The sequence below is a fragment of the Streptomyces sp. NPDC001156 genome, assembly GCF_053598275.1.
The window spans coordinates 20831-45500 of sequence record NZ_JBSFJX010000025.1 but is presented as its reverse complement, the minus strand read 5'-3'; the positions used below and the strand labels follow the sequence as shown (position 1 = coordinate 45500).

The 24670-nt window shown below is 70.2% G+C and carries 23 protein-coding genes; 9 read left to right on the top strand and 14 right to left on the bottom strand.

Features of this window, described 5'->3' with window-relative positions; genetic code table 11:
• The first annotated feature begins 53 nt into the window (after positions 1 to 53).
• On the top strand, positions 54 to 878 hold the full coding sequence (locus tag ACWDA7_RS15570; RefSeq protein ID WP_450604752.1) for an LLM class F420-dependent oxidoreductase: 825 nt from the start codon (positions 54 to 56) through the stop codon (positions 876 to 878).
• A gap of 100 nt (positions 879 to 978) precedes the next feature.
• Positions 979 to 1152: a CsbD family protein gene (locus ACWDA7_RS15565; RefSeq protein WP_359401620.1), complete on the top strand. Its 174-nt coding sequence runs from the start codon at positions 979 to 981 to the stop codon at positions 1150 to 1152.
• A gap of 68 nt (positions 1153 to 1220) precedes the next feature.
• On the opposite strand, the gene ACWDA7_RS15560 is transcribed toward ACWDA7_RS15565, so the two are convergent.
• The 3 genes from ACWDA7_RS15560 to ACWDA7_RS15550 form a co-directional block, all read right to left on the bottom strand.
• Positions 1221 to 1394, bottom strand: a complete 174-nt coding sequence (locus ACWDA7_RS15560) for a CsbD family protein (protein WP_359401620.1) — start codon at positions 1392 to 1394, stop codon at positions 1221 to 1223.
• A 100-nt stretch (positions 1395 to 1494) separates the two neighbouring features.
• Positions 1495 to 2319 carry an LLM class F420-dependent oxidoreductase gene (locus ACWDA7_RS15555; RefSeq protein WP_450604752.1) on the bottom strand — a complete coding sequence of 275 codons (825 nt, stop codon included), beginning with the start codon at positions 2317 to 2319 and terminating at the stop codon, positions 1495 to 1497.
• A gap of 54 nt (positions 2320 to 2373) precedes the next feature.
• A complete protein-coding gene (locus ACWDA7_RS15550; protein ID WP_450604751.1) occupies positions 2374 to 2841 on the bottom strand; it encodes a hypothetical protein in 468 nt (155 codons plus the stop codon).
• A 604-nt stretch (positions 2842 to 3445) separates the two neighbouring features.
• Between ACWDA7_RS15550 and ACWDA7_RS15545 the strand changes: the two genes are divergently transcribed.
• From ACWDA7_RS15545 to ACWDA7_RS15535, 3 genes are all read left to right on the top strand, one after another.
• Positions 3446 to 3817, top strand: coding sequence for a phage holin family protein (locus ACWDA7_RS15545; protein ID WP_450604753.1), 372 nt, complete (start codon positions 3446 to 3448; stop codon positions 3815 to 3817).
• Positions 3814 to 4263: a DUF3618 domain-containing protein gene (locus tag ACWDA7_RS15540; protein WP_450604750.1), complete on the top strand. Its 450-nt coding sequence runs from the start codon at positions 3814 to 3816 to the stop codon at positions 4261 to 4263. Before ACWDA7_RS15545 ends, ACWDA7_RS15540 begins: the two co-directional genes overlap by 4 nt.
• A 224-nt stretch (positions 4264 to 4487) precedes the next feature.
• Complete coding sequence (locus tag ACWDA7_RS15535) at positions 4488 to 5177, top strand: GAF and ANTAR domain-containing protein (protein WP_450604749.1); 690 nt, start codon at positions 4488 to 4490, stop codon at positions 5175 to 5177.
• 131 nt (positions 5178 to 5308) lie between these two features.
• Here ACWDA7_RS15535 and ACWDA7_RS15530 read toward each other — a convergent pair whose 3' ends face one another.
• Positions 5309 to 6040 (bottom strand): hypothetical protein, encoded by a 732-nt coding sequence (locus ACWDA7_RS15530; RefSeq protein WP_450604748.1) that lies wholly within the window; start codon positions 6038 to 6040, stop codon positions 5309 to 5311.
• Between the two features lie 529 nt (positions 6041 to 6569).
• Between ACWDA7_RS15530 and ACWDA7_RS15525 the strand changes: the two genes are divergently transcribed.
• Positions 6570 to 7559: an aldo/keto reductase gene (locus tag ACWDA7_RS15525; protein ID WP_450604747.1), complete on the top strand. Its 990-nt coding sequence runs from the start codon at positions 6570 to 6572 to the stop codon at positions 7557 to 7559.
• A 676-nt stretch (positions 7560 to 8235) separates the two neighbouring features.
• On the opposite strand, the gene ACWDA7_RS15520 is transcribed toward ACWDA7_RS15525, so the two are convergent.
• Positions 8236 to 9057: a Cof-type HAD-IIB family hydrolase gene (locus tag ACWDA7_RS15520; protein WP_450604746.1), complete on the bottom strand. Its 822-nt coding sequence runs from the start codon at positions 9055 to 9057 to the stop codon at positions 8236 to 8238.
• An 88-nt stretch (positions 9058 to 9145) separates the two neighbouring features.
• Between ACWDA7_RS15520 and ACWDA7_RS15515 the strand changes: the two genes are divergently transcribed.
• Entirely contained in the window at positions 9146 to 9295 is a 150-nt protein-coding gene (locus tag ACWDA7_RS15515) for an SAM-dependent methyltransferase (protein ID WP_450604745.1), read from the top strand.
• A 102-nt stretch (positions 9296 to 9397) separates the two neighbouring features.
• Here ACWDA7_RS15515 and tgmB read toward each other — a convergent pair whose 3' ends face one another.
• Both tgmB and tgmA read right to left on the bottom strand, forming a co-directional pair.
• A complete protein-coding gene (gene tgmB, locus ACWDA7_RS15510) occupies positions 9398 to 10375 on the bottom strand; it encodes an ATP-grasp ribosomal peptide maturase (protein WP_450604743.1) in 978 nt (325 codons plus the stop codon).
• A gap of 16 nt (positions 10376 to 10391) precedes the next feature.
• On the bottom strand, positions 10392 to 10583 hold the full coding sequence (gene tgmA, locus ACWDA7_RS15505) for a putative ATP-grasp-modified RiPP (RefSeq protein ID WP_450604742.1): 192 nt from the start codon (positions 10581 to 10583) through the stop codon (positions 10392 to 10394).
• A 464-nt stretch (positions 10584 to 11047) separates the two neighbouring features.
• On the opposite strand from tgmA, the gene ACWDA7_RS15500 reads away from it, so the two are divergent.
• A complete protein-coding gene (locus ACWDA7_RS15500) occupies positions 11048 to 11905 on the top strand; it encodes an aldo/keto reductase (RefSeq protein WP_450604741.1) in 858 nt (285 codons plus the stop codon).
• A gap of 210 nt (positions 11906 to 12115) precedes the next feature.
• Positions 12116 to 13345: a low temperature requirement protein A gene (locus tag ACWDA7_RS15495; RefSeq protein WP_450604740.1), complete on the top strand. Its 1230-nt coding sequence runs from the start codon at positions 12116 to 12118 to the stop codon at positions 13343 to 13345.
• 232 nt (positions 13346 to 13577) lie between these two features.
• Here ACWDA7_RS15495 and ACWDA7_RS15490 read toward each other — a convergent pair whose 3' ends face one another.
• The 7 genes from ACWDA7_RS15490 to ACWDA7_RS15460 all read right to left on the bottom strand — a co-directional run bounded on the left by ACWDA7_RS15490 (position 13578) and on the right by ACWDA7_RS15460 (position 24660).
• A complete protein-coding gene (locus ACWDA7_RS15490) occupies positions 13578 to 14411 on the bottom strand; it encodes a ribonuclease BN (RefSeq protein ID WP_450604738.1) in 834 nt (277 codons plus the stop codon).
• 95 nt (positions 14412 to 14506) lie between these two features.
• A complete protein-coding gene (locus ACWDA7_RS15485; protein WP_450604736.1) occupies positions 14507 to 15109 on the bottom strand; it encodes a sarcosine oxidase subunit gamma in 603 nt (200 codons plus the stop codon).
• Positions 15102 to 18368 carry a sarcosine oxidase subunit delta family protein gene (locus ACWDA7_RS15480; protein ID WP_450604734.1) on the bottom strand — a complete coding sequence of 1089 codons (3267 nt, stop codon included), beginning with the start codon at positions 18366 to 18368 and terminating at the stop codon, positions 15102 to 15104. Before ACWDA7_RS15480 ends, ACWDA7_RS15485 begins: the two co-directional genes overlap by 8 nt.
• An 11-nt stretch (positions 18369 to 18379) precedes the next feature.
• On the bottom strand, positions 18380 to 19612 hold the full coding sequence (locus ACWDA7_RS15475) for a sarcosine oxidase subunit beta family protein (RefSeq protein ID WP_450604732.1): 1233 nt from the start codon (positions 19610 to 19612) through the stop codon (positions 18380 to 18382).
• Positions 19609 to 20892 (bottom strand): serine hydroxymethyltransferase, encoded by a 1284-nt coding sequence (glyA, locus tag ACWDA7_RS15470; protein ID WP_450604731.1) that lies wholly within the window; start codon positions 20890 to 20892, stop codon positions 19609 to 19611. The genes ACWDA7_RS15475 and glyA overlap by 4 nt, the downstream gene beginning before the upstream one ends.
• A 61-nt stretch (positions 20893 to 20953) precedes the next feature.
• Positions 20954 to 23392, bottom strand: a complete 2439-nt coding sequence (locus tag ACWDA7_RS15465) for a GcvT family protein (RefSeq protein ID WP_450604730.1) — start codon at positions 23390 to 23392, stop codon at positions 20954 to 20956.
• Positions 23393 to 23697: 305 nt separating this feature from the next.
• A complete protein-coding gene (locus ACWDA7_RS15460) occupies positions 23698 to 24660 on the bottom strand; it encodes an ABC transporter substrate-binding protein (protein WP_450604728.1) in 963 nt (320 codons plus the stop codon).
• Between the last annotated feature and the right edge of the window lie 10 nt (positions 24661 to 24670).

The window sequence follows — 24670 nt, the reverse complement described above, 5'->3', positions numbered from 1 at the left end:
CTGGCACTGGCCTTCCGGGCGACCGCCCCATTCCGACCCCCGACGGAGTTGCCGTGAAATTCGGAATCGCGACCTTCATCACCGATCAGGGCATCCGCCCCGCCCCGCTCGGCAGGGCGCTGGAGGAGCGGCTGTTCGACTCACTGTTCATCGCCGAGCACTCCCACATCCCGGTGGACCGCCAGTCGCCCTACCCGGGCGGCGGTGAGCTGCCGCAGATCTACTACCGCACCCTCGACCCCTTCGTCGCCCTGAGCACGATCGCCGCGGTGACCGAGCGGCTGCTGCTGGCGACCGGTATCGCACTGATCCCGCAGCGCGACCCGATCATGACGGCCAAGGAGGTGGCCTCGCTCGATCTGGTCTCGGACGGCCGTGCCGTGTTCGGCGTGGGCGTCGGGTGGAACCGTGAGGAGATGAGGAACCACGGTGCCGACCCCACGACCCGCGGCCGGCTCACCGACGAGCGACTGCGGGCCATCCGGGAGCTGTGGACTACGGACAAGGCGGAGTTCCACGGCGAGTTCGTGAACTTCGACCCCGTCTTCTCCTGGCCCAAACCCGTGCAGCAACCGCACCCTCCGATCTACGTCGGTGGCGGCGAGGGCGCCTTCCCACGGGTGGTGCAGCTGGGTGACGCATGGCTGGCCAACAGTGTCCCGCCGGACAAGCTCGGCCCCCAGATCGAGCGGCTGCGTTCGCTTGCCGGCCGCGACGTGCCGGTGACGGTGTACGCGATTCCCGACGACCCCGAGCTGATCGAGGGCTACATCGCTCTGGGGGTCGAGCGGCTGCTGTTCTATCTGCCGACGACGCCCGAGCGCGAGACGCTGGAGAAGCTCGATCAGCTCGCCGAGGTCGCGGCCCGCTACTCCTGAGGCCCTGTTTCTCTTCTGGCCGAAACCCACGTTTATCCACCGCGCCAGGGATCACTCGGAGCGGTGACACCGAAGTCAGACACGACTGGAGTGAGCAACGGTGGCTGGAGACCAGAAGGCCAAGGGCAAGATGGAGCAGGCCAAGGGCAAGACCAAGCAGACGGTCGGCCGTACCGTCGGCAACGAGAAGATGGCGGCCGAAGGCCGGGCCGAGAAGGCGAAGGGCGCCGCGCGTCAGGCGAAGGAGAAGACCAAGGACGTCTTCAAGGACTGACGAGCGCGACACCCGCGGCGGGGCCACCGTTCGGCCGAACGGTGGCCCCGCCGCGGGTGTCGCGCTCGTCAGTCCTTGAAGACGTCCTTGGTCTTCTCCTTCGCCTGACGCGCGGCGCCCTTCGCCTTCTCGGCCCGGCCTTCGGCCGCCATCTTCTCGTTGCCGACGGTACGGCCGACCGTCTGCTTGGTCTTGCCCTTGGCCTGCTCCATCTTGCCCTTGGCCTTCTGGTCTCCAGCCACCGTTGCTCACTCCAGTCGTGTCTGACTTCGGTGTCACCGCTCCGAGTGATCCCTGGCGCGGTGGATAAACGTGGGTTTCGGCCAGAAGAGAAACAGGGCCTCAGGAGTAGCGGGCCGCGACCTCGGCGAGCTGATCGAGCTTCTCCAGCGTCTCGCGCTCGGGCGTCGTCGGCAGATAGAACAGCAGCCGCTCGACCCCCAGAGCGATGTAGCCCTCGATCAGCTCGGGGTCGTCGGGAATCGCGTACACCGTCACCGGCACGTCGCGGCCGGCAAGCGAACGCAGCCGCTCGATCTGGGGGCCGAGCTTGTCCGGCGGGACACTGTTGGCCAGCCATGCGTCACCCAGCTGCACCACCCGTGGGAAGGCGCCCTCGCCGCCACCGACGTAGATCGGAGGGTGCGGTTGCTGCACGGGTTTGGGCCAGGAGAAGACGGGGTCGAAGTTCACGAACTCGCCGTGGAACTCCGCCTTGTCCGTAGTCCACAGCTCCCGGATGGCCCGCAGTCGCTCGTCGGTGAGCCGGCCGCGGGTCGTGGGGTCGGCACCGTGGTTCCTCATCTCCTCACGGTTCCACCCGACGCCCACGCCGAACACGGCACGGCCGTCCGAGACCAGATCGAGCGAGGCCACCTCCTTGGCCGTCATGATCGGGTCGCGCTGCGGGATCAGTGCGATACCGGTCGCCAGCAGCAGCCGCTCGGTCACCGCGGCGATCGTGCTCAGGGCGACGAAGGGGTCGAGGGTGCGGTAGTAGATCTGCGGCAGCTCACCGCCGCCCGGGTAGGGCGACTGGCGGTCCACCGGGATGTGGGAGTGCTCGGCGATGAACAGTGAGTCGAACAGCCGCTCCTCCAGCGCCCTGCCGAGCGGGGCGGGGCGGATGCCCTGATCGGTGATGAAGGTCGCGATTCCGAATTTCACGGCAACTCCGTCGGGGGTCGGAATGGGGCGGTCGCCCGGAAGGCCAGTGCCAGGTCAGCTCCACAGGGGATACGTCACTGCTTGTTCGAATCCCTCCGGCCTGTCGTCGGTGTAGACGAGACTCATCCGGGTGAACTGCTGCGTCTGCGGGTGCTTCTTCCAGGGCTCCGGGCGGTCGAGCCGCACGACCACCGGGTACGAGTGGAACTTGCCCGCCGCGCAGTACGGCTTGCAGTCGTTCACCAGATTGATGCCCGTGGCCAGAGCCGCGTCCGGGCCCCACTGCGACCAGCGGAGCGAGGAGAGGCGGCTGTTGCCGTCGCCGCAGGCGATCATGAAGTCGCCGGGGTGTACCTGCGGCTGCCACAGACAGTCGACCAGTACGGGTTGTCCCGGCTGCCGGGCCTCGGTGTGCACGCTCGGTGGTGCCGCCACGGGGGCGGCGGACGCTGGTCCCATGGCCGCCGCGAGCGATGCGACGGCACACAGGGTGACCGTCGTACTGACTGAGTGTCTGCGCATGTCCGCTCCAGGCCGCCTGTCTTCGGACCCATATGCCGTCGCCGGGCTGTTTTCTGTCCCGACGCTACGACTGTGTCAGGGGATACACCACTTGTACGGTGCAACACCCTCTTCCCGTCGCAAAACCGCTGACCCGGGTGTCTCTGGGCGGCCGGTGTGGACATCGGACCCGGAGCACAGGCGGCGCTCCGCCCCGGCCGGCCGTATGTGCATCGTGGTGCCCGCTGCCGGGACCGTCCGGTTCGATGGCGGTGTCGACGACCGCCCGGTCGCTCGTGTGGCCGCCGGTGCGGAAGCGGGCGGGCATGTGCGAGATGCCTGCGCGGCCTGCTGAACCGGCCCGGCTCCCACAGCCGCGGTCCATGGTCCGGATCCGCTGAGACCCAGCCGTCAAGTGCGGTGATCGGCGGACGAGTTCGCAAGGGAACGCGGTCAGCGACGCCTGATGCTGAACGGGCCCGATCGGGGTACCCGCGCCCTCACCGGACGGCCGGGTGCGAGGCACCTGTGCCAAGACCGAGACGAGAGGTGATCGTTCGTGTCGGACGCGAAGTCGTACTCCGCCCCGCCGGGCCACGGTGCTCGAGGCTCGGACGCGGAGCCGGTGAGCGAGCTGGTGCAGCAGGCTTCGCAGCAGCTGACGGCTCTTGTGCGCGGCGAACTGAAGCTGGCGCAGGCGGAGATGAAGGAGAAGGGCGGACGCTACGCCAGGGGTGGTGGGCTCTTCGGGGGCGCGGGCGTGGTCGGCATGCTCACGCTGCAGGCCCTCGTCGCCACCGCGATCGCGGCGTTGGCGCTGGTGCTGCCCGTGTGGGCCGCCGCTCTGGTCATGACGGCGTTGTTGGGCGCGATCACCACGGTCATGGCGCTGACCGGCAGGAAGCAGTTCACCGGGGCCGCACCCCCTGCCCCTGAACAGACCATCGACAGCGTCAAGGCCGACGTGGCTGAGATCAAGGAGAGTGCACACCGATGAGCAAGACGTCCCGCGAGGAGCAATCCGCCACCAGCCCCGACGAGTTGGCGAAACAGGTCGAGCGTACCCGGGAGGAACTCGGCCGGACGGTCGCGGCGCTGGTCGGCAAGACCGACGTGAAGGCACGCGCCCGGGCGAAGGCGGCCGAGGTCAGGGAGCAGGCGGGCCTCAAGGCCGAGGAAGTGAGGACCAAGGCCGCCGAGGCGGCCCACCGGGTGCAGGAGAAGGTGCCCGCGACGGTGAAGGACAAGGCGTCCGAGGCCGCCGGCCAGGCCCGGGCCAAGGCCGGTCAGGCCGGGCACATCCTGGAGCAGCGGACGCCCGAACCGGTACGCCGGAAAGCGGCGGAAGGCGCGGAGGCGGTGCGCGGCAACCGTACCGTGGTGCTGTCGGCCGCCGCGGGTGCCGCGGTCGTGTGGTGGGCGTACCGCCGCAGGAAGAGCTGAGCGGCGGCTCTCCTGTCCCCCGGCCGGGCGCGGCGCGGCCCTCGTCGACCAGGCGCAGGGCCCGCTCGGGCCACACTCCGCCCTCGTGGTCGTCCCACCCGCCCGTCCGCCAGGCCCCGGAGCGTCCCCGTCTGCCCGTCGTGCCGTCTTGCGTCACACGGCGGGCCTGCCCGTGTCAGGGTGATAGGGGAGCCCTGCCGGTCCGGGGCCAGACGGAGGAAGGTATGGACTGGCGAGATTTCGCGGAGCAGCTGGCATCCATGGCGCGCGAGCTGCTGGCGCAGGAAACGGTCGACGCCACGCTGGCGAGGATCACCGGCTCGGCGACCGAGCTGGTGGAGGGCTGTGATGCGGCGGGCATCCTCATCCTGCACGGAGACGTGGTGGAGTCGCTGGCTCCGACCCACCGACTCGTCAGCGAGAGCGACCGGCTGCAGGAGCGCCTGCGGGAAGGCCCTTGTTTCGATGCCGCCCGGACCGCTGCGGGGGAGCGGGTGTTCAGGATCGCCGACTTCACCGACGAGCAGCCACGCTGGTCCCAATACGGGCCACGAGCCCGCGAGTTGGGGCTGGGCAGCATGATGGGCTTCCTGCTGTTCACCGAGGACGAGGACCTGGGCGCGCTGAATCTCTACTCCCGCCGGCCCGGTGCCTTCACCAAGGCCAGCGAGACCGCGGGCTGGTTGCTGGCCTCGCATGCGGCGGTCGCCTTCTCCAGCGCCCGCACGCACGCACAGCTCCAGTCCGCCCTCGCCACCCGCCACACCATCGGTGAGGCGATGGGCATCCTCATGGGCAGCCACCACCTCACGGAGGAAGATGCCTTTGACGTCCTCCGACGGTACTCACAGGAGCACAACGTCAAACTCCGCGAGGTCGCCCGCCGGATCTGCGAACGGGGCAGCCTCACCTGATGCGACGTGGCCGGGAGGGCCGGCAGACGCCGCCGGCCCCTCCGCACCGGAGGTGCCCGGTCGTCCGCCGGTCCCGGAGGACGGCGGATGCCCGCTCGTGCCGGAGCCGCACGCGTGGACGCGGCCTCCGGTCAGCCGGTCGTCCCCATGCGGTGCTTGACGTCGTCCATCGATCCCGCCCAGGGGGCCGGGGCCACCGCTTGCGGACCGGTGCCGGCCCTGCTGCCCGTCCGGTTGTCCTGCCACAGCTGACCGCTGCGTACTCCGGACAGCTGCGCCCCCTTGGTGCTCATACCGCCGGCCCGGAGCGACAGGCTGTCGTCGGCGGCCGCCATGACCAAGGTCTGAGCCAGCTGCTCGAGGCTGTTCTCCAGCGTCTCCAGGATCCGCTCGTCCAGGTGGCGCAGCCCGCCGAGCAGGTCCATGGCCCGCTCGTCGTCGGTGAGGGCGGCGATGCTCTCGCCGACCCGGCAGGCCGCGAGCGCCCGGGCGGCGACCGCGTATTCGCCCTCGACGGTCCTCACCAGCCGGTGCCCGGTCGCCGGACGTCCCGCGTACAGCACCCCGTCGGCGATCACAGCGCCGACCTCCAGGGGCACACGCGCCGCGCGGACGGCGCCCGCAATGAGGGTGCGGACCACCGCGGTGGTGTCGAACAGCAGGTGCCGGGGGCGGATGGCACGTACGTGGTCGTCGATACGGCCCAAGTACACCTGAGCGTCGGCGAGGTGGTGTTCCATGGCCTGGCGGTGCGGACCGACGGGGGTGACCGGCATGTCCGTCCGGAATCTGTCGATGACCGCGGCGTGGGCGTCGCGGGCGTCTTGCAACGCCGGGATGAGCGCGTACGTCGTCAATTTCATTGCCGTACTTCCTTGTGTGGCGTCTGGGGGGCGCGGCGGGAGGGGGTGATGTCCCGCGGAGCGGCTGCCCGGCTCGGGCGGGCCTCGCGACCAGGGTGTAGGAACGGCCTGAAGATCGCCCGGCGGGTTGTGGCCCCGGGCCGGGCCCACGGACGCCCTGGGCAGCGATATCCGTGCGGCGGACGGGTACGCGACCCACGGTCCTGCGATAGCCCGTCCGGGTTGCGGCCTCCGCCCGGCAGGACAGGGGAAGCCCGGACCAGCAGATGGTCGTCGCCCGAAGGGGCCCCTTGGCCAAGTGGCCCTTGACTTCGAGTGCACGCGAAGTCCTAGCCTTCACAGCGTCGGCATCGAGCCGCCGAGATGCCGATTCACGAGACCGGTTGCTCCATGGAGGTGATGCGCCTCGCGAGCCCCGGTGCGGCGGCCGGGAGGCGACGGGCCCGGCTCGCCGGGGCGGAAGGGGCCGGGCGAGGTCCGAGCCCGCCGAACAGCACAACGACAATCGCGACGAAAGGCTGCGGAGAACATGAAGCAGCGCATGCTTGGGGACCTGGAGGTCTCGGCCATCGGCCTCGGCTGCATGGGGATGTCCGCCTTCTACGGCACGACCGACGAGGAAGAGGGCATCAAGACCATCCAGCGCGCCCTCGAACTGGGTGTCAATTTCCTCGACACCGCCCAGCTGTACGGACCGCTCACGAACGAGTCGCTGGTCGGACGCGCGATCAAAGGCCACCGTGACGAGTATGTGATCGCTACGAAGTTCAACTACCGGATGGACAACGCCGTCCCGGGTGACATGAGCACCATCGGGAAGCAGGACGGTTCGGCGGAACACGTACGCAGTTCGATCCACGGCTCGCTCAAACGGCTCGGGACCGACTACGTGGACCTCTACTACCAGCACCGTGTCGACCCCGATGTGCCGATCGAGGAGACCGTCGGGGCGCTGGCGGAACTGGTCGCGGAGGGCAAGGTACGCCATATCGGCCTGAGCGAGGCGGGGGCGGAGACGATCCGCCGTGCCCACGCCGTCCATCCGATCACCGCGGTGCAGACCGAATACTCGCTGTGGAGCCGCGACCCGGAGGCCGAGGTGCTGCCCGCATGCCGTGAGCTTGGGATCGGGTTCGTGCCCTACTCGCCGCTGGGACGCGGCTTCCTCGCGGGCCGGTTCTCCTCCCCGGAGGAACTGGACGAGGGCGACTTCCGGCGCAGCGGGCCCCGTTTCACCGGCGACAACCTCAACGCGAACCTCAGGCTCGCCGAGAAGGTGAGGGAGATCGCCGCCGAGAAGGACGTCACGCCGGCGCAGCTCGCGATCGCCTGGGTGCTGGCGCAGGGCGAGGGCCTGGTCCCGATCCCGGGCACCAAGCGCCGCTCCTACCTCGAGCAGAACGTCGGCGCGGTGGATGTGGAGCTGACGAAGGACGATCTCGCGCGTATCGACGCCGAACTCCCGCAGGCTGCCGGACAGCGCTACGACGAGGCCGGCATGTCGTCCGTGAACCGCTAAGAGTCATCCCGTGATGGGATGCCGGTCGACCCGTTCCTGTTCGGGTGTCGCACCGTTTGGCCTGGCACGGCCGCACGCACCTGCTCCCACTCGGCGGCTGTGCGCTTACGTGGATCGACCGGACACGTCGCCAGCACCCCCGCGGTCAGGTCGGCGCGCCACTTCGCCGAGCGCAGGGTGCGTCCGGCCTGCTCTTGGGCCATGCGCACGATCCGGTCGTTGACCCGCGCGCCCTGGGGCGGGGCGGCATTCCAGCCCAGACGGCGTAGCGCCATCCAGGCGTTCGACGGCAGCTTCCGCCCCCCCAGCGTCCACGCCGGAGGCAAGCACATTCACATCACGGCTGTTGAAGCGCCCGCACAGCAGATCCGTCACCATGGCGGACACCAGGTCGACGCACCAGCCCACACGCTCCGCAAGCACCCCAGAGGACAGGAGTTCACCGCTCTTCTCTTCCAGCCCGCCGCGGAGCAGGGCGCGAGCGCAGGCGGTGCGGGAGGTTTCGCCCTCACCGAGCGGCAGCTTCCGGCTCACGCGGCGCGCCCGGTGCCGAGAGTCCGTTCATCAACGGCGCGGCTGTCGCCGTCGACGGGGCGCTGACTGCCCGCTACTGAGCCTTCGCAGGCGTATCGCGGTGCCGCTCGGCACGGTGATCGCATACCGGCCGGTCGGCACCTCACGCTCCTGGAGCGTTGAAGAGGCCCTCCAGCACCAGCGCCACCCCGTCCTCGTCGTTCGAGACGGTGTGCTGTGGCACCGCTGCGCGGACTGACGGATGGGCGTTCGCCATGGCGTAGCCGGAACCTGCCCACTTCAGGATGGCCAGGTCGTTCGGCATGTCACCGAAGGCGACCACGTCGTCGGCGCCGATGCCGCGGGTCGCGCACAGGGCGGAGAGTGTGTCCGCCTTCGTGACGCCGGGGGCGCTGATCTCGAGCAGACCCCGGCCGCCGGAGTGGGTGAAGTGGGCGTGGCCGGCGGCATGGCGCTCGGCGACGGCCAGGAGGAAGTCGGCCTCGTACTCGGCGGAGTGGGCGAGGAGCTTCACGATGGGGGACTCCACCGTCCACAGGTGGGCAACGGAAGGCACAGCGAACTCGGCCTCGCGGTCGCTCGAGTGCCGCATCGTGTAGGCGGGTTCGTAGTGGACCCTCAGACCCGCCTCCACGGCGAAGCCGATGCCCGGGACGGCCTGGCCCAGCACGGTGGCGACCGTGCGGGCGGCGGAGACCGCGAGCGGACGGGAGTGGATCACGGTACGGGAGGCCAGGTCGTAGACGAGGGCGCCGTTGCTGCAGATCGCCGTGCCGCCCAGCCCCGTCGCCGTGGCCAGGGCGTCCACGTACCGGGGTGGGCGGGCCGTCACCACGACGATGTCGGCACCCGCCTCGACGACGGTGCGCAAGGCGCGCAGGGTGCGTGCGGAGACGGTGCCGTCACGGCGCAGCAGGGTGCCGTCCAGGTCGGTCGCGATCAGTTTGGGCAGGCGGGCAACCACCGCCGCATCGTAGCGGCGTCGGTGCCCGGTCTGCCCGACCGCGTGAATCAGCACTTCCCGGGCGTGAGTTCGGCGAGTTGCCTCCCAGGTGTGCGGGGCGACCTTCTTCGACGGCTTCGGCCTGGCGAGGCCCGGCCTGGTCCACGTACCGCTGTGGCGCCCCGACCCGGACGACGAGATCCCGGACAACCCGTCGGAGTACTGGATGTACGCGGGCGTCGGCCGCAAAGGCCAGTGACCGTACGGCGGGCGCACTTCCACGATGTGGTACCGCGTCCGCAGCGGTGGTCGGTACAAGGACTTTCGGGCCTCTGATTGCGCGCCCGCGCCCCGCGTCCGCTCAAGGGTCCGCAGGGACAGAACTGTTGAAGCTCGCCTTCGGTTCCGGCTCATGACGCGCCAGCCATTCGGCCAGCGTGCGGGCGATCGGCTGGCCCGTGTCCAACTCGACGAAGCCGAACTGGCCCGACTGGTTGCACTCGAGGAACCACCAGATGCCGTCGGCGTCCTCCACGAAGTCGAAGGCGCCGTAGGCCAGTTCGGCCTGGCGCAGATAGTCGTGCACGGCTGTGGCGATGCGCGGCGGGACGTCCACCGGTTGCCAGGGGTCGTCGGACGGGGCGAAGCGGACATCGATGTCGTCGGCGTCCGGATCGGCCGTCTTACGGGCGGCCAGGAGGCGGTCGCCGACGGCGGTGAGGCGGATGTCGGCGTACTTGGCGACCCGGCGTTGCAGCAGGGTCGGGCCGAAGGCGACGGCGGTGAAGTCGGCGTCCGGAGCGATACGGCTGGTGGGGACGGCCCGCGGCGGGTCCTCCGGGTGCGTGCCGGAGACGGGCTTGACCACCAGATCGGGGAAGCGCTCGGCGAAGTCCCGGGCGGCCTGCGGAAAGGTCGTGATCAGCGTGGCCGGTACCGGGAGTCCCACGCGCTGGGCGAGATGGAGTTGCCAGGGCTTCTGGCGGGCCCGGCGGGCCGCGTCGGGGCGGTTCATCCAGCGCGCACCGGTGGCGTGCAGCATCCCGTACAGAGCCTGTGCGGACTCCTCGGTCAGCCAGGCGGACCGTTCGGGGGAGTGTGCGGCCGGAACTCCGGGCCTGCGCACCCATATGGAGCGCAGTCCGCTCGTGCTCACCACACGCTCACCGACGGACAGATGTCCGTGGAAGGAGCCGTGTGCGTACTCACCGGACAGCGCCACATCACCGGGGAGGTCCGCGGGGTCGAGCCGGACCACCGGAACACCGGCTCCGTTCAACTCGGCCACCACCATGTCCGCCGTCACATCCTGTTCACAGGTAAGGATCAGCACGGTCATCGTCGACGGCCCGTGATCAGTCGTCGAAGTGCGTTTTCGAGCCCGCGGTGGAAGTCGTCGCCCCCCACTCTCGCAACACTGCGTATTCGTGGGCGGCGATACGTCCGTCGGGAAGCACGTTCAACTGCAGTCTGGAGTCATACCTGTACGGAGTGCTGACCTCCGCATCCTCGGCGTGGCGGGCGTAGTTGAGTGCGAACGGCCGCATCGTCTCTCCTTGTTCGGTGCTTCCCCGGGCAAGCGGATGGTCACGCTCCGGCGTTGCTTCCGCCTGCCGGCTCGCTGTACTTCCACGGAGTTATACGAATCGAACGAGTGAATGGTTGCCTCACGGTGCGTAACCGAGGGTCGGCTTTCTTACCTTGCCGCCAGAGCATCGCCGGTGTGACCTCCGTTCATCTGCCCGCCGTTGCGTGGGACGTGCTTCGACGCCTTGTGGATCCGGTCACCGCTCAGGACGTCCGTCGGTCGGGGCTGCGGGGCTGCGGGGCCGCCAAGCCCGCTCGACCGGGGAGTATTCAGCTGAAGTACTGCTGAATGCGTTCGCATTCCTCTATTGGACCTCTGAGCGCAGGGCGGCCAGGCTGGTGTACGTGCCGGCACCGACGGGGTCTCCCCCACGGAGGCCGGCCGAGCACGGTTCCGAGCGAGAGTTGAGAGAGGCACGAGCTCATGCACACCCGCCGCATCGGTGACGTCGAGGTCAGTGCGATCGGTCTGGGCGGTATGCCCATGTCGATCGAGGGGAGGCCGGACGAGGCGCGTTCCCTCGCCACCATCCACGCGGCGCTCGACGCGGGCGTCACGTTCATCGACACCGCGGACGCGTATCACCTCGACGCCAACGAGGTCGGTCACAACGAGACCCTGATCGCCAAGGCCCTCGCCTCCCACGACCGTGGCGCGGACGTCCTCGTCGCCACCAAGGGAGGCCATCTGCGTCCCGGCGACGGCAGCTGGACCCTGGACGGGTCGCCCCGGCACATCAAGGAGGCCTGCGAAGCCTCGCTGCGCCGGTTGGGCGTGGAGGCCATCGGCCTCTACCAGTTCCACCGTCCCGACCCCAAGGTCCCCTACGCGGAGTCCGTCGGTGCCGTGCGGGACCTCCTCGACGAGGGCAAGATCCGCATGGCGGGCGTCTCCAACGCCGACCCGGACCAGATCCGCCAGGCCGGTGAGATCCTCGGCGGCCGTCTGGTCTCCGTCCAGAACCAGTTCTCGCCCGCGTTCCGCTCCAGCGAAGCGGAGCTCCGGCTGTGCGACGAACTCGGTATCGCCTTCCTGCCGTGGAGCCCGCTGGGCGGCATCTCCCGGGCGAGTGAACTGGGATCGGCCTACGCGCCGTTCGCCCGTGTCGCCGAGGCCCACGGGGTGAGCCCCCAGCAGGTGTGCCTGGCCTGGATGCTGGCCAAGTCGCCGGTGGTCGTCCCCATCCCCGGATCCAGCCGCCCGGAGACCATCCGCGACTCGGTGGCGGCCGCGGGACTGGAGCTCACGGCCGAGGAGTTCGCCGAGCTGGACGCCGTCTGATCCCCTTGGGCGGTGGCCCGGATCCTGTGTCCGGGCCACCGCCCGCACCCACCCCGGCTGCTGTCCCGGCGGCCGATACCGGCAGCGTGCCGCCGAACCGGTCCCGGAGCCGCTGGCCCCGGCCTGACGAACGGGCTGCTCGTCATGGATGATGTGATCGACTCAAGGCACATCGCACATCACTCGACCAGCGGCGGGTGCCGGGAAGGAGTGGAGACCGTGAGCGGACGCGCCGAAGGCCCGGCGGGCGGCACGGTCCCGGCGGGGTCATTGCTGCGGACCATGGTCAGGCGCGATCCAGGGGAAGCGCACCGCGTCGCCACACCGCTCGAGCTGCTGTTCGACTTGTGTTTCGTGGTGGCCGTCGCGCAGGCCGGCAGCAGGCTGGCGCATGCCGTGGAGGCCGGGCACACCGGTCAGGGCGTCGCGGGCTACGCCATGATCTTCTTCGCCATCTGGTGGGCCTGGATGAACTTCACCTGGTTCGCCTCCGCGTACGACACGGACGACGTCCCGTACCGGCTCACCACGCTGGTACAGATCACGGGTGTCCTCATCCTGGCGGCGGGGGTGCCTCGCGCCTTCGACCACACGGATTACTCCATCGTCATGGTCGGTTACGTGGTGATGCGGCTGGGCCTGACCACCCAATGGCTCAGGGCGGCGCGCAGCGAGCAGGACGCGGCGCAGGCCACGGCCCTGCGGTACGCCGTCGGTGTCGTCCTCGTACAGATCGGCTGGGTGGCGTTCGGCTTCCTCCCGTACAGCGCGACGAAGCCATGGGTGTTCGTCCTGCTCGCGGCCGCGGAACTCGCCGTGCCCGTGCTGGCCGAGCGCCCCTACCCCACCCCCTGGCACCCCCACCACATCGCCGAACGCTACGGACTGTTCACCCTGATCGTCCTCGGCGAGACGGTCGCCGCCGCGACCGTCGCCGTGCAGAGCGCTCTGGACAGAGGCGGGTCGACGGAACTGGTGCCGATCGCGGCAGGGGGCCTGCTGCTCGTGTTCGCCGCCTACTGGATCTACTTCGCCGTCCCCATCCACGAGCATCTGCGGACCGGCCGCAGCGCTTTCCTGTGGGGGTACGGGCACTATCTCGTTTTCTCCATGGCGGCCGGGATCGGTGCGGGACTCGAGGTGACGATCGGGCAGGCGGTCGGAGACGCGCACATCGGCATATCGAGCGCCGCCGCCGCGGTCACCGTCCCCGCTGCCGGATTCGTCTTCTTCACCTGGCTCCTGCACGCGCGCCACTACAAACGGTCACTCGCGCAGCAGTGCGTCCTGCCGGTGACCGCGGCCGCGATCCTCGCCTGCACGTTCGCGAGGTCGTGGGCGGTGCTGTGCGCCGGGATCGTCGCGGCGCTCAGTGTGGCGGTGTCCCTGTCCTTGCGCCACCGCGGGGCCCCCTCAGTTGCCGTCCGGCGTACGCTATGATGAGTACACGGCAGAGCGCCACAACTTCCGGCGTTCGGCCCTGCGTTGGTGGTCCAAGGAAAGACGTCCCGCTTCCTGCGGGGAGATGCAGGTGCAAGGCCTGCCCGGCGCTCTCACGTGAGCCCCGCCCTTTTTCAGGGGTGGGGCTCACTCGTTGTACGCATACCGGTCCTCCGTACCGCCACGTTCAGGCAGCCGCGCACCCCCGGCGAACCGCGGTGCGCCGCCTGGCTCACCCCGCCCGCCACCCGACGTAGGCGTCGTGGAAGTGGCGGCCCAGCAGGGCGCCTCCGAACACGACGAAGCCGACCCCGATGAGCCAGGACTGCACGACGAGGGTGGTGCCCAGGGCGCCGTAGGTGACCGCGTTGTTGACGATGAGCGGGGAGAACACCTGGTAGGAGAACCACCGCAGACCGACCAGACCGAGCATGGTCGACACCGCGCCGGGCAGCAGGGCCTGCCAGGACACACGGCTGCCCAGCAGGAAGTGCTGGCCCCACCAGAAGAAGAGCACGCCGAACAGGACGGTGAGCGTGATGCGCATGGTGGACTGGAACAACCCGCTCGGGAGCACCGCGCCGCTCTGCACCTCGGCATACAGATACGCCGTCAGAGCCGCGAGCCACACGGCGCGGCGCCACACCGTGTGCCACCGGCCCGCGGGCAGGTCCCAGACCCTCTCGTAGCCCGTCTGCACGCTGGAGGCGAAGGTGAGCCCGAAGAGCGCGAGGGCGAGGACGCTGAAGGCGCTGGTGGCACTGAGCACATTGCGGGGAGCGGAGAACAGGCGCTCCACGGCGTCCGCGGGGCGCCCCGAAAGGCTCATGCCGTCGATCACCCAGAAGGCGAAGCCGCGGTGCTGGAAGGGCGACGCCGCTGCCACGACGATCAGCAGCGGCGCCAGCGTGACCAGCGCCAGCGCGGCGAACCCCATGGACCGGTGCATCAGTTCCATTTCGCTGCCGTGCCGCCAGAGCCGACCGGCGGCCGAGCCGTGCCAGCGCGAACGCAGTCCGCGGTGCGGGGGTCGTTCGTCCCGCGGCGGGCCTGAGGAACCCGTCATGGGTCCCCCGGTTCCCGGGGCGCCGACGGGCGAAACCTGCCTGTCCCTGCGCTCACCCCGTCCGCGGCGCGATCGGCCCAGCGGCAGACCGTGTGTCAGATGTACTCCGCCGCCGCGTCCAGCAGCCAGTCGGCGAGATAGCCGGCGAAGGAGGAACGGACCAGCACCCAGAAACCGGCCCTCACCCCGTCCCGGGCCACCAGGATCACCTGGGTACGGGCCAGCGTCGTCTGGGCGCAGCGGCCGGGGCCGAACGCACGCGGGTGCAGGTCCAGGGAGCAGCCGTGGGACAGCAGATCGCGGGCGCGGGGGCCCGCGACGAGGACGGTGGTGCGCTGGGCGGACACGTCCGTGACACAGACGGGTTCCTCTCCGGCCGCGGAACGGATGCGGCCCTCCAGGTCCCGCTGGGTGCCCGGCCGGCCCACCACCAGCCACTCGTCGGGACCGAGCCACAGCGCGGTCTGCCCCTTGGTGCGGACGGCGGTGCCGGGCTCCAGGGGCAGTTGCGATCCGAGGGCCACTCCGACGGCGTCGGCCGCCGCTCCCTTGGCGTCGAGGCGGACATCGACCTGTGCCAGGAAGGGCACCTCGGCGAGCCGGACCGCGCCCCCCGAGGAGCGCGTCGCGGCCGCCAGCCGGCCGGCCGCGTGTGCCAGGGGGCTGCGGGGCTGTGCGGTCAGGACGGTCTCAGCCATCGCGGCGGGCTCCCTCGGGGTCGTAGAGGACGGGACGTGCGACGGTCACCGGGAGCAGCCGGTCGCCGACGGGTGCGTAGAGACGTTCGCCGATGCGGTCCCGGCCGCCCTTGACCAGGGCGAGGGCGAAGGTCCGGCCCAGCGTCGCGCTGCGGTAGCTGGAGGTGACGTGGCCGAGCATCGGCACCGGCGGTTCGGGCAGCACGCTGTCGGCGACCAGATGGGTGCCTTCGGGGAGGAAGACGGCCGGGTCCTCGGGGAGCAGGCCGACCAGGTGCTTGCGGTCGGGGCGGGCCGTGTCGGCGCGGGAGTGGGAGCGCTTGCCGATGAAGTCGGGCTTCTTCTTCGACACCGCCCAGCTCATGCCCAGGTCGTGCGGGGTGACCGTGCCGTCGGTGTCCTGGCCGATGATCGGATAGCCCTTCTCGGCCCGCAGGACGTGCATGGTCTCGGTGCCGTACGGCGTGATGCCGAACGGAGCGCCGGCCTCTTGCACCGCCTCCCACAGCGCGAGGGCGTGCCACGGCGACACGTTGATCTCGTAGGCGAGTTCGCCCGAGAAACTGATCCGGCACACCCGGGCGTCGATGCCCGCGACGGCCGTCTCCCGCCATGCCATGAACGGAAAGCTGTCGTTGTCCACCGCCAGGCCGGGCGCCAGCGAGCCGAGGACGTCACGGGAGTGCGGGCCCACCAGGGCCACGGTGGCCCACTGCTCGGTGACGGAGGTGCAGCGGACCCGTAGCTCGGGCCATTCCGTCTGCAGCCACTCCTCCATCCAGTCGAGGACGGCCGCCGCGTTGCCCGTGGTGGTGGTGACCAGGAAGCGGTCCTGGGCCAGGCGGATGACGGTGCCGTCGTCGAAGACCATGCCGTCCAGGTGGCACATCACGCCGTAACGGATCATGCCGACCCTGAGGGTGCTGATCATGTTGGTGTAGAGCCGGTCCAGGAACACGGCGGCGTCCGGGCCCTGGACATCGATCTTGCCGAGGGTGGAGGCGTCCATGAAGGCCACCCCCTCACGGGCGGCACGGCACTCGCGCAGCACGGCGGCCGCCATGTCCTCGCCGTCGCGCGGGTAGTACCAGGGCCGCTTCCACTGGCCGACGTTCTCGAAGACCGCACCGTGCGCGGTGTGCCATGCGTGCAGGGCGGTCACCCGGACCGGGTCGTGCAGCGCGCCCCGGTCGCGGCCCGCCAGTGCGGCGAAGGAGACGGGCGCGTACGGCGGCCGGAACGTGGTCGTACCGAGCGCCGAGACGTCCACCCCGAGCAATTCCGCGACGATCCCGCTCGCCAGGACCCCGGAGGTCTTGCCCTGGTCGTTGGCCGTGCCGGCCGTCGTGTAGCGCTTGGTGTGCTCGACCGAGCGCAGACCGGCCCCCGTCGCGCGGGCCAGGTCGTCCACGGTGACGTCGCGTTGCAGGTCCACGAAGCGGGGTGCGCCGGAGTGGCCGGGAAGGGCGAAGACCTGCATCGGGCGCGACTGCGGCGGTGCGGTCACCACGGGCAGGGCTGGCGCCGCGGGGGAGTAGCCCTCGGCCGCGATCGCGCGGGCACCGGCGGCCGCTCCCTGCGCGAGCACAGTGGCGAGCCCGAAGGCCCCGTTCGCGCTGCCCGCGACGTCCACCGCCTGACGTGAGCTGCCGGGGACGAAGGTGCCGAGCGACTCGTCGTAGCGGAGTGTGCCGCCCGCCTGACTGAACAGGTGCGCCGCCGGATTCCAGCCGCCGGAGACCAGAAGGAGGTCCGCGGCGAACTCCCTTGGCCCCACTGACTCGCCGTACGGCGCCACCCGCACACCGGTGAGGCGCGGGCCGCCTTCCGTGCCGGTCACGGCGTGGCCGGTCAGCACCTCGATCCCGGCCGCGCGGGCACGGCGCGCCCACTGACCGGCCTCCGGCCTGGTGTCGACGACCGCGGCCACCTCGACGCCCGCCGCGGCGAGGTCGAGCGCGGCGGCGTAAGCGCTGTCGTTCGTGGTGAGCACGACGGCACGGCGGCCCGGCAGGACCCCGTACCGGTTGACATAGGCCCGCGCCGAGGCGGCGAGCATCACTCCGGGGCGGTCGTTGTCCGCGAAGGCCACCGAGCGTTCGTGCGCGCCGGTGGCCAGCACCACGCGGCGGGCACGGATGCGCCAGACGCGCTCCCGGGAGACGAGCTCGGGGGCCTCGGCGCCCAGATGGGCGGTGCGGCGTTCCACGGCGAGGAGGTGGTTGTCGTCGTAGTGGCCGAAGACGGTGGTACGGCGCAGGACGCGCACCTCGGGCGCGGACTCGAGCAGTTCGCTGGTCCGGGCCACCCAGCCGAGATGTTCGCCCGTTCCGAGGAGGCTGCCGCCGGGTTCCGGCTGGTCGTCCGCGAGGATGACGCGTGCCCCGCTCTGCGCGGCGGCGGCCGCGGCGGCGAGCCCGGCCGGGCCGGCCCCGACGACGAGCAGATCGCAGTGGGCGTGCACGGCGTCGTAGCGGGCCGGGTCCGGCTCGGCGGCGAGGCGTCCCCGGCCGGGCAGGCTGCTCGCCATCAGTCCGTCGTACAGCTCGACCGTCGTCGCCGGAAGCATCGGTTCGGGGAAAGGCGCCTCGATCTGGACCACCGCGTTGGGTTCCTCGGCACCCGCCGAGAAGACGCCCCGCGGGCGGCCGAACCTGATGCTGGTGGCGGCCTGGATGACACCGTTGGCGAGGAGGGCCGAGGCCAGAGTGTCGCCGCGGAAGCCCGCGTACTCGGTGCCGTCGAAGACGAACGTCAGGCGGCGGTCGCGTTCGATCCGGCCACCGCTGGGGAGGCGGAAGGGCTGGTCGGCGTCCCCCGCACCGGCGCGTCCCGAGACCAAGTGGCTTACCGGATGGGCCCTGTTCGCGGGCTCGTCCGTCGAACTTCCCTCGGCCTGGGCGGACTTGTCCTCAAGCTCCCTTGGACTTCCGGCATCGTTCGGGAGAACCCCATGACGGGCTGGTGCGGCCGGCCTCGGCTCAGCAGTGGACGGGCGCGGTTCTCCCACCCGGTAGACGGCGAGGATCCTGTTCGTCGCCGTGTCCCGTACCGCGTTGAACCACCTGCGACAGCCCGCGGCGTGGCTCCATCTCTCGGCGAAGGGGCCCTTGGGGTTGTCGCGGAAGAAGAGATAGCGCGCCCACTCCTCGTCGGTGAGGGACGCCGGGTCCTCGGGACAGGGTACGTGCGCCTGACCGCCGTAGTGGAACTCGACCTCGTCGCGGGGCCCGCACCACGGGCAGGGGATCAGCAGCATGGTTCGGCTCCCTAGTGGGCCACAGCGGCGGCGCCGTGCTCGTCGACGAGCGCGCCGGTGGTGAAACGGTCGAGCGAGAAGGGGGCGTTGAGGGGGTGTGGGCTGTCGTGCGCGATGGTGTGGGCCATGACCCAGCCGACGCCCGGTGTCGCCTTGAAACCGCCCGTCCCCCAACCGCAGTTGAGGTAGAGGCCGTCGACGGGGGTGAGGCCGACGATGGGCGACGCGTCGGGGCTGACGTCGACGATGCCGCCCCAGGTGCGCAGCACGTGGGCACGGGCGAACACGGGGAACAGTTCCAGGGCGGCGGACATCTGCTGTTCGATGATGTGGAACGCGCCGCGCTGGGTGTACGCGTTGTACGCGTCGATGCCCGCACCCATCACCAGTTCGCCCTTGTGGGCCTGACTGACATACACATGGACGGCGTTGGACATCACGACCGTCGGGTGCACGGGTTCGAGGAGTTCGGAGACGAGTGCCTGCAACGGGTGGCTCTGCAGGGGCAGTTCGATGCCCGCCATTGCGGCCAGCACCGAGGTGTGGCCGGCCGAGCACAGTGCCACCTTGCCCGCCGTGATCGGGCCGAGCGTCGTCCGTACGCCGGTGATCCGGCCGCCGGCGATGTCGAGCCCGGTGACCTCGCAGTTCTGGATGATGTCGATCCCGGCGGCGTCGGCGGAGCGGGCCAGGCCCCACGCCACATAGTCGTGCTTGGCGATGCCGGCCCGCGGCTGATAGGTGCCGCCCAGCACCGGGTAGCGCACGTCGGGGGAGGTGTTGACGATCGGGCAGAGCTCTTGGACCTGCTCGGTGTCGAGCCATTGCGCGTCCACCCCGTTGAGCCGGTTGGCCTCGACGCGGCGCACGCTGTCGCGGACGTCCTGCAGACTGTGGGCGAGGTTGAGTACGCCGCGCTGGGAGAAGAGGATCGGGTAGTCGAGTTCCTCCTCCAGTCCCTCCCACAGCTTGAGGGCGTGCTCGTAGATGCCGGCGCTCTCGTCCCACAGATAGTTGGAGCGGATGATGGTGGTGTTGCGGGCCATGTTGCCGCCCGCGAGCCACCCTTTCTCGAGTACGGCGACGCTGGTGACGCCGTGGTTCTTCGCCAGGTAGTGGGCGGTGGCGAGGCCGTGTCCGCCGCCGCCCACGATCACCACGTCGTACGACCGCCGGGGTTCGGGCGTGCGCCAGAGGAAGTCGGGGTGCTCGGGCAGTTCGGCGCCGGGGGTGCTGGAACTCAACGGACGTCTCCGCCTTCCGAAAGGTGCGGGTAGAGCGGGTGCCTGGCCGCCAGCGCCTGGGTACGCGCGCGCAGCGCGGCCACGTCCGGCTCGGCCTGGAGGGCGAGCGCGATCACATCGGAGACCTCGGCGAAGTCCTCCACGGTGAAGCCCCGGGTGGCCAGGGCGGGGGTGCCGATGCGCAAGCCCGAAGTGACCATGGGCGGGCGCGGGTCGAAGGGGACGGCGTTGCGGTTGACGGTGATGCCGATCCGGTGGAGGAGGTCCTCGGCCTGCCTGCCGTCGAGCGCGGAGTCCCGCAGGTCCACCAGGACCAGGTGGACGTCCGTGCCGCCGGTGAGAACCCTCACCCCTGCGTCCGCCGCGTCCGGGCGGGTGAGACGCTCGGCGAGGACACTGGCGCCGGCGAGGGTGCGGGCCTGCCGCTCGGCGAACTCGGCTGACGCCGCCACCTTGAAGGAGACCGCCTTCGCGGCGATGACGTGCTCCAGCGGGCCGCCCTGCATACCGGGGAACACCGCCGAGTTGATCTTCTTGGCGAGGTCGCGGTCGTTGGTGAGGACGACTCCGCCCCGGGGTCCGCCGAGCGTCTTGTGCGTCGTGGTCGTGACGACGTGCGCGTGCGGAACGGGGCTGGGGTGCAGCCCGGCCGCGACCAGACCCGCGAAATGGGACATGTCGACCATGAGGTACGCGCCGACCTCGTCGGCTATGCGGCGGAAGGCCGCGAAGTCCAGCTGCCGCGGGTACGCCGACCAGCCCGCGATGATCATCTTGGGGCGGTGTTCCTTGGCGAGGCGCTCCACCTCGTGCATGTCGACGAGGTTGTCGGCCTCGGTCACGTGGTACGGCACGACGTTGAACATTCTGCCGCTGTAGTTGATGCGCATGCCGTGGGTGAGGTGCCCGCCGTGCGCGAGATCGAGGCCGAGGATCGTGTCGCCGGGGCGCAACAGCGCGAAGAAGACAGCGGTGTTGGCCTGGGCGCCGGAGTGCGGCTGCACATTGGCGTGGCCGGCGCCGAAGAGGGACTTGATCCGCTCGATGGCCAACCGTTCGGTGACGTCGACGTGTTCGCAGCCGCCGTAGTAGCGCCGGCCGGGGTAGCCCTCGGCGTACTTGTTGGTCAGGACGGAGCCCTGGGCCTCGAGCACGGCGGTGGGCGCGAAGTTCTCGGAGGCGATCATTTCGAGAGTGGACTGCTGGCGGTGCAGCTCTGCCCGGAGGGCGGCGTGGACTTCGGGATCCAGTTCGGCCAGCGGTGTGTTCAGCGGGTTCATACGGGGTTCGCGTTCCTCTCGACGGTCACCATCGGTGCTCCCTCGAAACCGGAGCGGAGTACTAGCCACGGAGACGGGACATGGCCGGGTCGAACAGCGGCTCTTCGGCCACGACCGCCTCGATGCGCCGGCCGAAGTAGCCGATCTGCACGGCGGTGCCCGTGGTGGCGAGCCGCGCCGGAAGCCAGGCGTAGGCGATGCCCTTGCCGATCGTGTAGCCGTAGGCGGCGCTGGTGACGTATCCGACGGCGTGGTCACCGTCGTACACCGGCTCCTTGCCCATGACGACGGCCTGGGGGTCGTCGATGGTGAGACAGGCGAGCCTGCGCCGCACGTCGGCCTTGCGCCGCTCGAGCACCGCCTTGCCGACGAAGTCGCCCTTGTCGGCCTTCACGGCGAAGCCCAGACCGGCCTCGTAGGGGTCGTGCTCGTAGGTCATGTCTGTGGCGAAGGAGCGGTAACCCTTCTCCAGGCGCAGGCTGTTGAAGGCGCCGCGGCCCGCGATGACGCCGCCCAGCGGCCGGGCCGCCCGCCACAGCGTGTCCCACAGCTTCAGGCCCTGGTCGGCGGTGGTGTACAACTCCCAGCCCAGCTCGCCGACGTAGGACAGGCGCATCGCGGTGACGGGGACGCTGCCGATGTAGGCGCGCTTGGCGCGGAAGTACTTCAGGCCGTCGTTGGAGAAGTCGGAGTCCGTCAAGGGCTGCAGCACCATCCGGGCGAGCGGCCCCCACAGGCCGATGCAGCAGGTGCCCGGGGTGATGTCGCGTACGGCGACGGATCCGTCGGCCGGGAGGTGGCGGCGGAACCAGTCGAGATCGCTGTTGCCGTTGGCGCCGACCTGGAAGAGGTCACGGGCCAGCCGGGCGACGGTGATGTCGCTGCGGATGCCGCCGTCGTGGTCCAGCAGCAGGGTGTAGGTCACGGAGCCGACCGACTTGTCGACCTTGCCGGTGCACAGCCGCTCCAGGAACGCAGCCGCGCCGGGGCCGCCGACCTCCAGACGCTTGAGCGCCGTCATGTCGTACAGGGCGACGGTCTCGCGGGTGGCCTGGGCCTCGGCGCCGACGATGGGCGACCAGTAGCGCGCCGCCCAGTCGTTCGGGACCGGGATGCTGCGCCCCTCGGTCAGCGGGGCGTTGGCCTCGTACCACTGGGGGCGCTCCCAGCCGTTCGCCTCCAGGAAGAAGGCGCCCAGTTCCTGCTGACGGGCGTAGAAGGGGCTCGTACGGATCGGGCGCGGGTCCCCGGAGGGCTGGAGGGGATGGATGATGTCGTAGACCTCGACGAAGTTCCGGCAGTCGCGGGCCAGTACGTACTCCGGCGAGAGCTGGTGCGGCTCGAAGCGGTTGACGTCGCACTCGTGCAGGTCGAAGGACGAGCAGTGGCCGTCCACCAGCCACTCGGCGACGGCCCGGCCGACTCCGGCCGAGTGGGTGACCCAGACCGCCTCGGCCACCCAGAAGCCCTGGACGTCCGGGGACTCACCGAGGAGCGGGAACCCGTCGGGGGTGAAGGAGAACAGGCCGTTGATGCCCTCCTCGACCTTGGCCTCCCTCGTCGCCGGCAGCAGGGACTGCGTCTCGGTCCATGCGTCCTCGAAGTCCTCCTCGGTGAACTCCAGTACCGACGGCATGACGGCGGCCTCCTCGATGGAGACGATGTCGTCGGCGGAGACCGGCATGGGGCGGTGGCCGTAGTAACCGATCCCGAGACCGTCGAAGCGGTCGCGGTAGTAGAGGTCGGCGTCCTGGTGCCGGAGTATCGGCCGCATCGCCTCCTCGGTCTGGCCTGCCAGCGCCGGTACCGGGCCGGTCCAGGCCAGTTGGTGGGCGAGCGGGGTGAGCGGGAGGTCCATGCCGACCATGCGAGCGATCCTCGGGCCCCAGATGCCGGCGCAGCACACCACGATGTCAGCGGGGATCTCGCCCTGGTCGGTGTGGACGCCGGTGACCCGGCCGTCGCTCTGCCGTACGTCGAGGACTTCGTGGTGGGCGAGGAAGCGTGCGCCGCGCGCGGTGGCCCGGCGGATCTGCGCCTCGACGGCGAGGACCGCCTTGGCCAGGCCGTCCGTCGGGACCAGGAGGCCGCCGAGGACCCGGTCGCGGTTCACGAGCGGGTGCTGCTCGACGCACTCCTCGGCGCTCAGCAGCCGGGCTTCGACGCCCCAGGCGGTGATCCAGCCGTGGCGGCGCCGGAGTTCGGCGAGCCGCTCGGGAGAGGTGGCCACTTCGAGGCCGCCGACCTGCAGGAAGCAGGGCTTGCCGTCGACGTCGAGGGAGCACAACTTCTCGACGGTGTAGCGGGCCAGCTCCGTCATGGTCTTGGAGGGGTTCGTCTGGAAGACCAGGCCGGGCGCGTGGGAGCTGGAGCCGCCGGTGGCGGGGAGGGGCCCCTGGTCGACCACGGTCACATCGGTCCAGCCTCGCGCCGAGATCTCGTCCGCGAGCGCCGCTCCCACGACGCCCGCTCCGATGATGACCACTCGGGGTCCCGCCATCGCCGCACCTCCGGACTCGAAACCGGGTCAGTTGCTTTCTGCGCAACGTGGTTCAGGTTGCGCAACTCAATGTGCCCGCCGCCCAGGAGGGGTGTCAAGGGGGCGCATGACGTCGGTGAACGCGTGAAACGCCAAGGGGCCCGGCAGGCCGCACTGGCAGCCTGCCGGGCCCCGTGAGGGGTTCTTCGCGGGTCCGGTCACCCCGTGGCCCGTCACCTTGCTCGCGTTTCAACTCCCCTGCAGAACAGCGTGCTTCCTGGGTGCGTCAGGACCGTCTCCGGACGGTTCCGGGTGGAGGCGGGCGGTTACTTCAGCCAGGCGTCGACCTTGTCGCGGTTCGCCTCGACCCACTTCTTCGCCGCCGCATCGTCGGACATCTTGTCCTGCGCGATGTACTTGGCCACGGTGTTCTGGTCGTCGTTCGTCCAGTTGAAGTTCTTCACCAGATTGTAGGCGGGGCTGCCGGACTTGGCGAACCGGGTGCTGACGATCTTGTCCAGGTCGTACACCGGATAGTCGCAGGCGATCTTGTCGGCGACGGCGTCGCATCCCGTCGTGTACTTCGGCAGAGCGACCTTCACCAGCGGCACCTCGGACAGGAACCACTGCGGCTCGTAGAAGTAGCCGATCACCCACTGCTTGTTCTTCTCGGCGGTCCGGAAGGCCTGGATGAGGGCGGTCTCGCTCCCCGCGTACACCACCTTGAAGTTCAGCTTCAGGTTCTTCACCAGCGCCGCGTCGTTCGTGACATAGGACGGGTCGCCGTCGAGCAACTGGCCCTTGCCGCCCGACTCGGAGGTCTTGAAGTTGTCGGCGTACTTGTTGAGGTTCTCGAACTTGGTGATGTCGGGGTGCGCCTTGGCCAGCCATGGCGGCACGTACCAGCCGATGATGCCCTTGTTGCCGGTCTGCCCGGCCTCGGTGGCGGTCTTCTGCTGGGTGATGTACTTCTTCTTCAGGTCGTCGTGGCCCCAGTTCTCCAGGATGGCGTCGACCTCGCCGGTCCCGAAGCCCTGCCAGGCGATCTCCTCCTTGAGATCCTTCTTGTCGACCGTGCACCCGAGGTCGTGCTGCGCGACGTACGCGACGACCGCCGCGTCCGCCTCGTAGCCCACCCACGGGTTGACGGCGAGGTTGAACGTGCCGCACTTGCCCGAACTCTTCGAGCCGGCGGAGGAGCTGTCGCCGACCTTCGCCCCCGAACAGGCCGTCAGGGTGAGGCCGAGAGCGGCCAGGCCGGCCGCGCCGGCTCGCCAGAGTCTTGCCATGGTTGTCGTG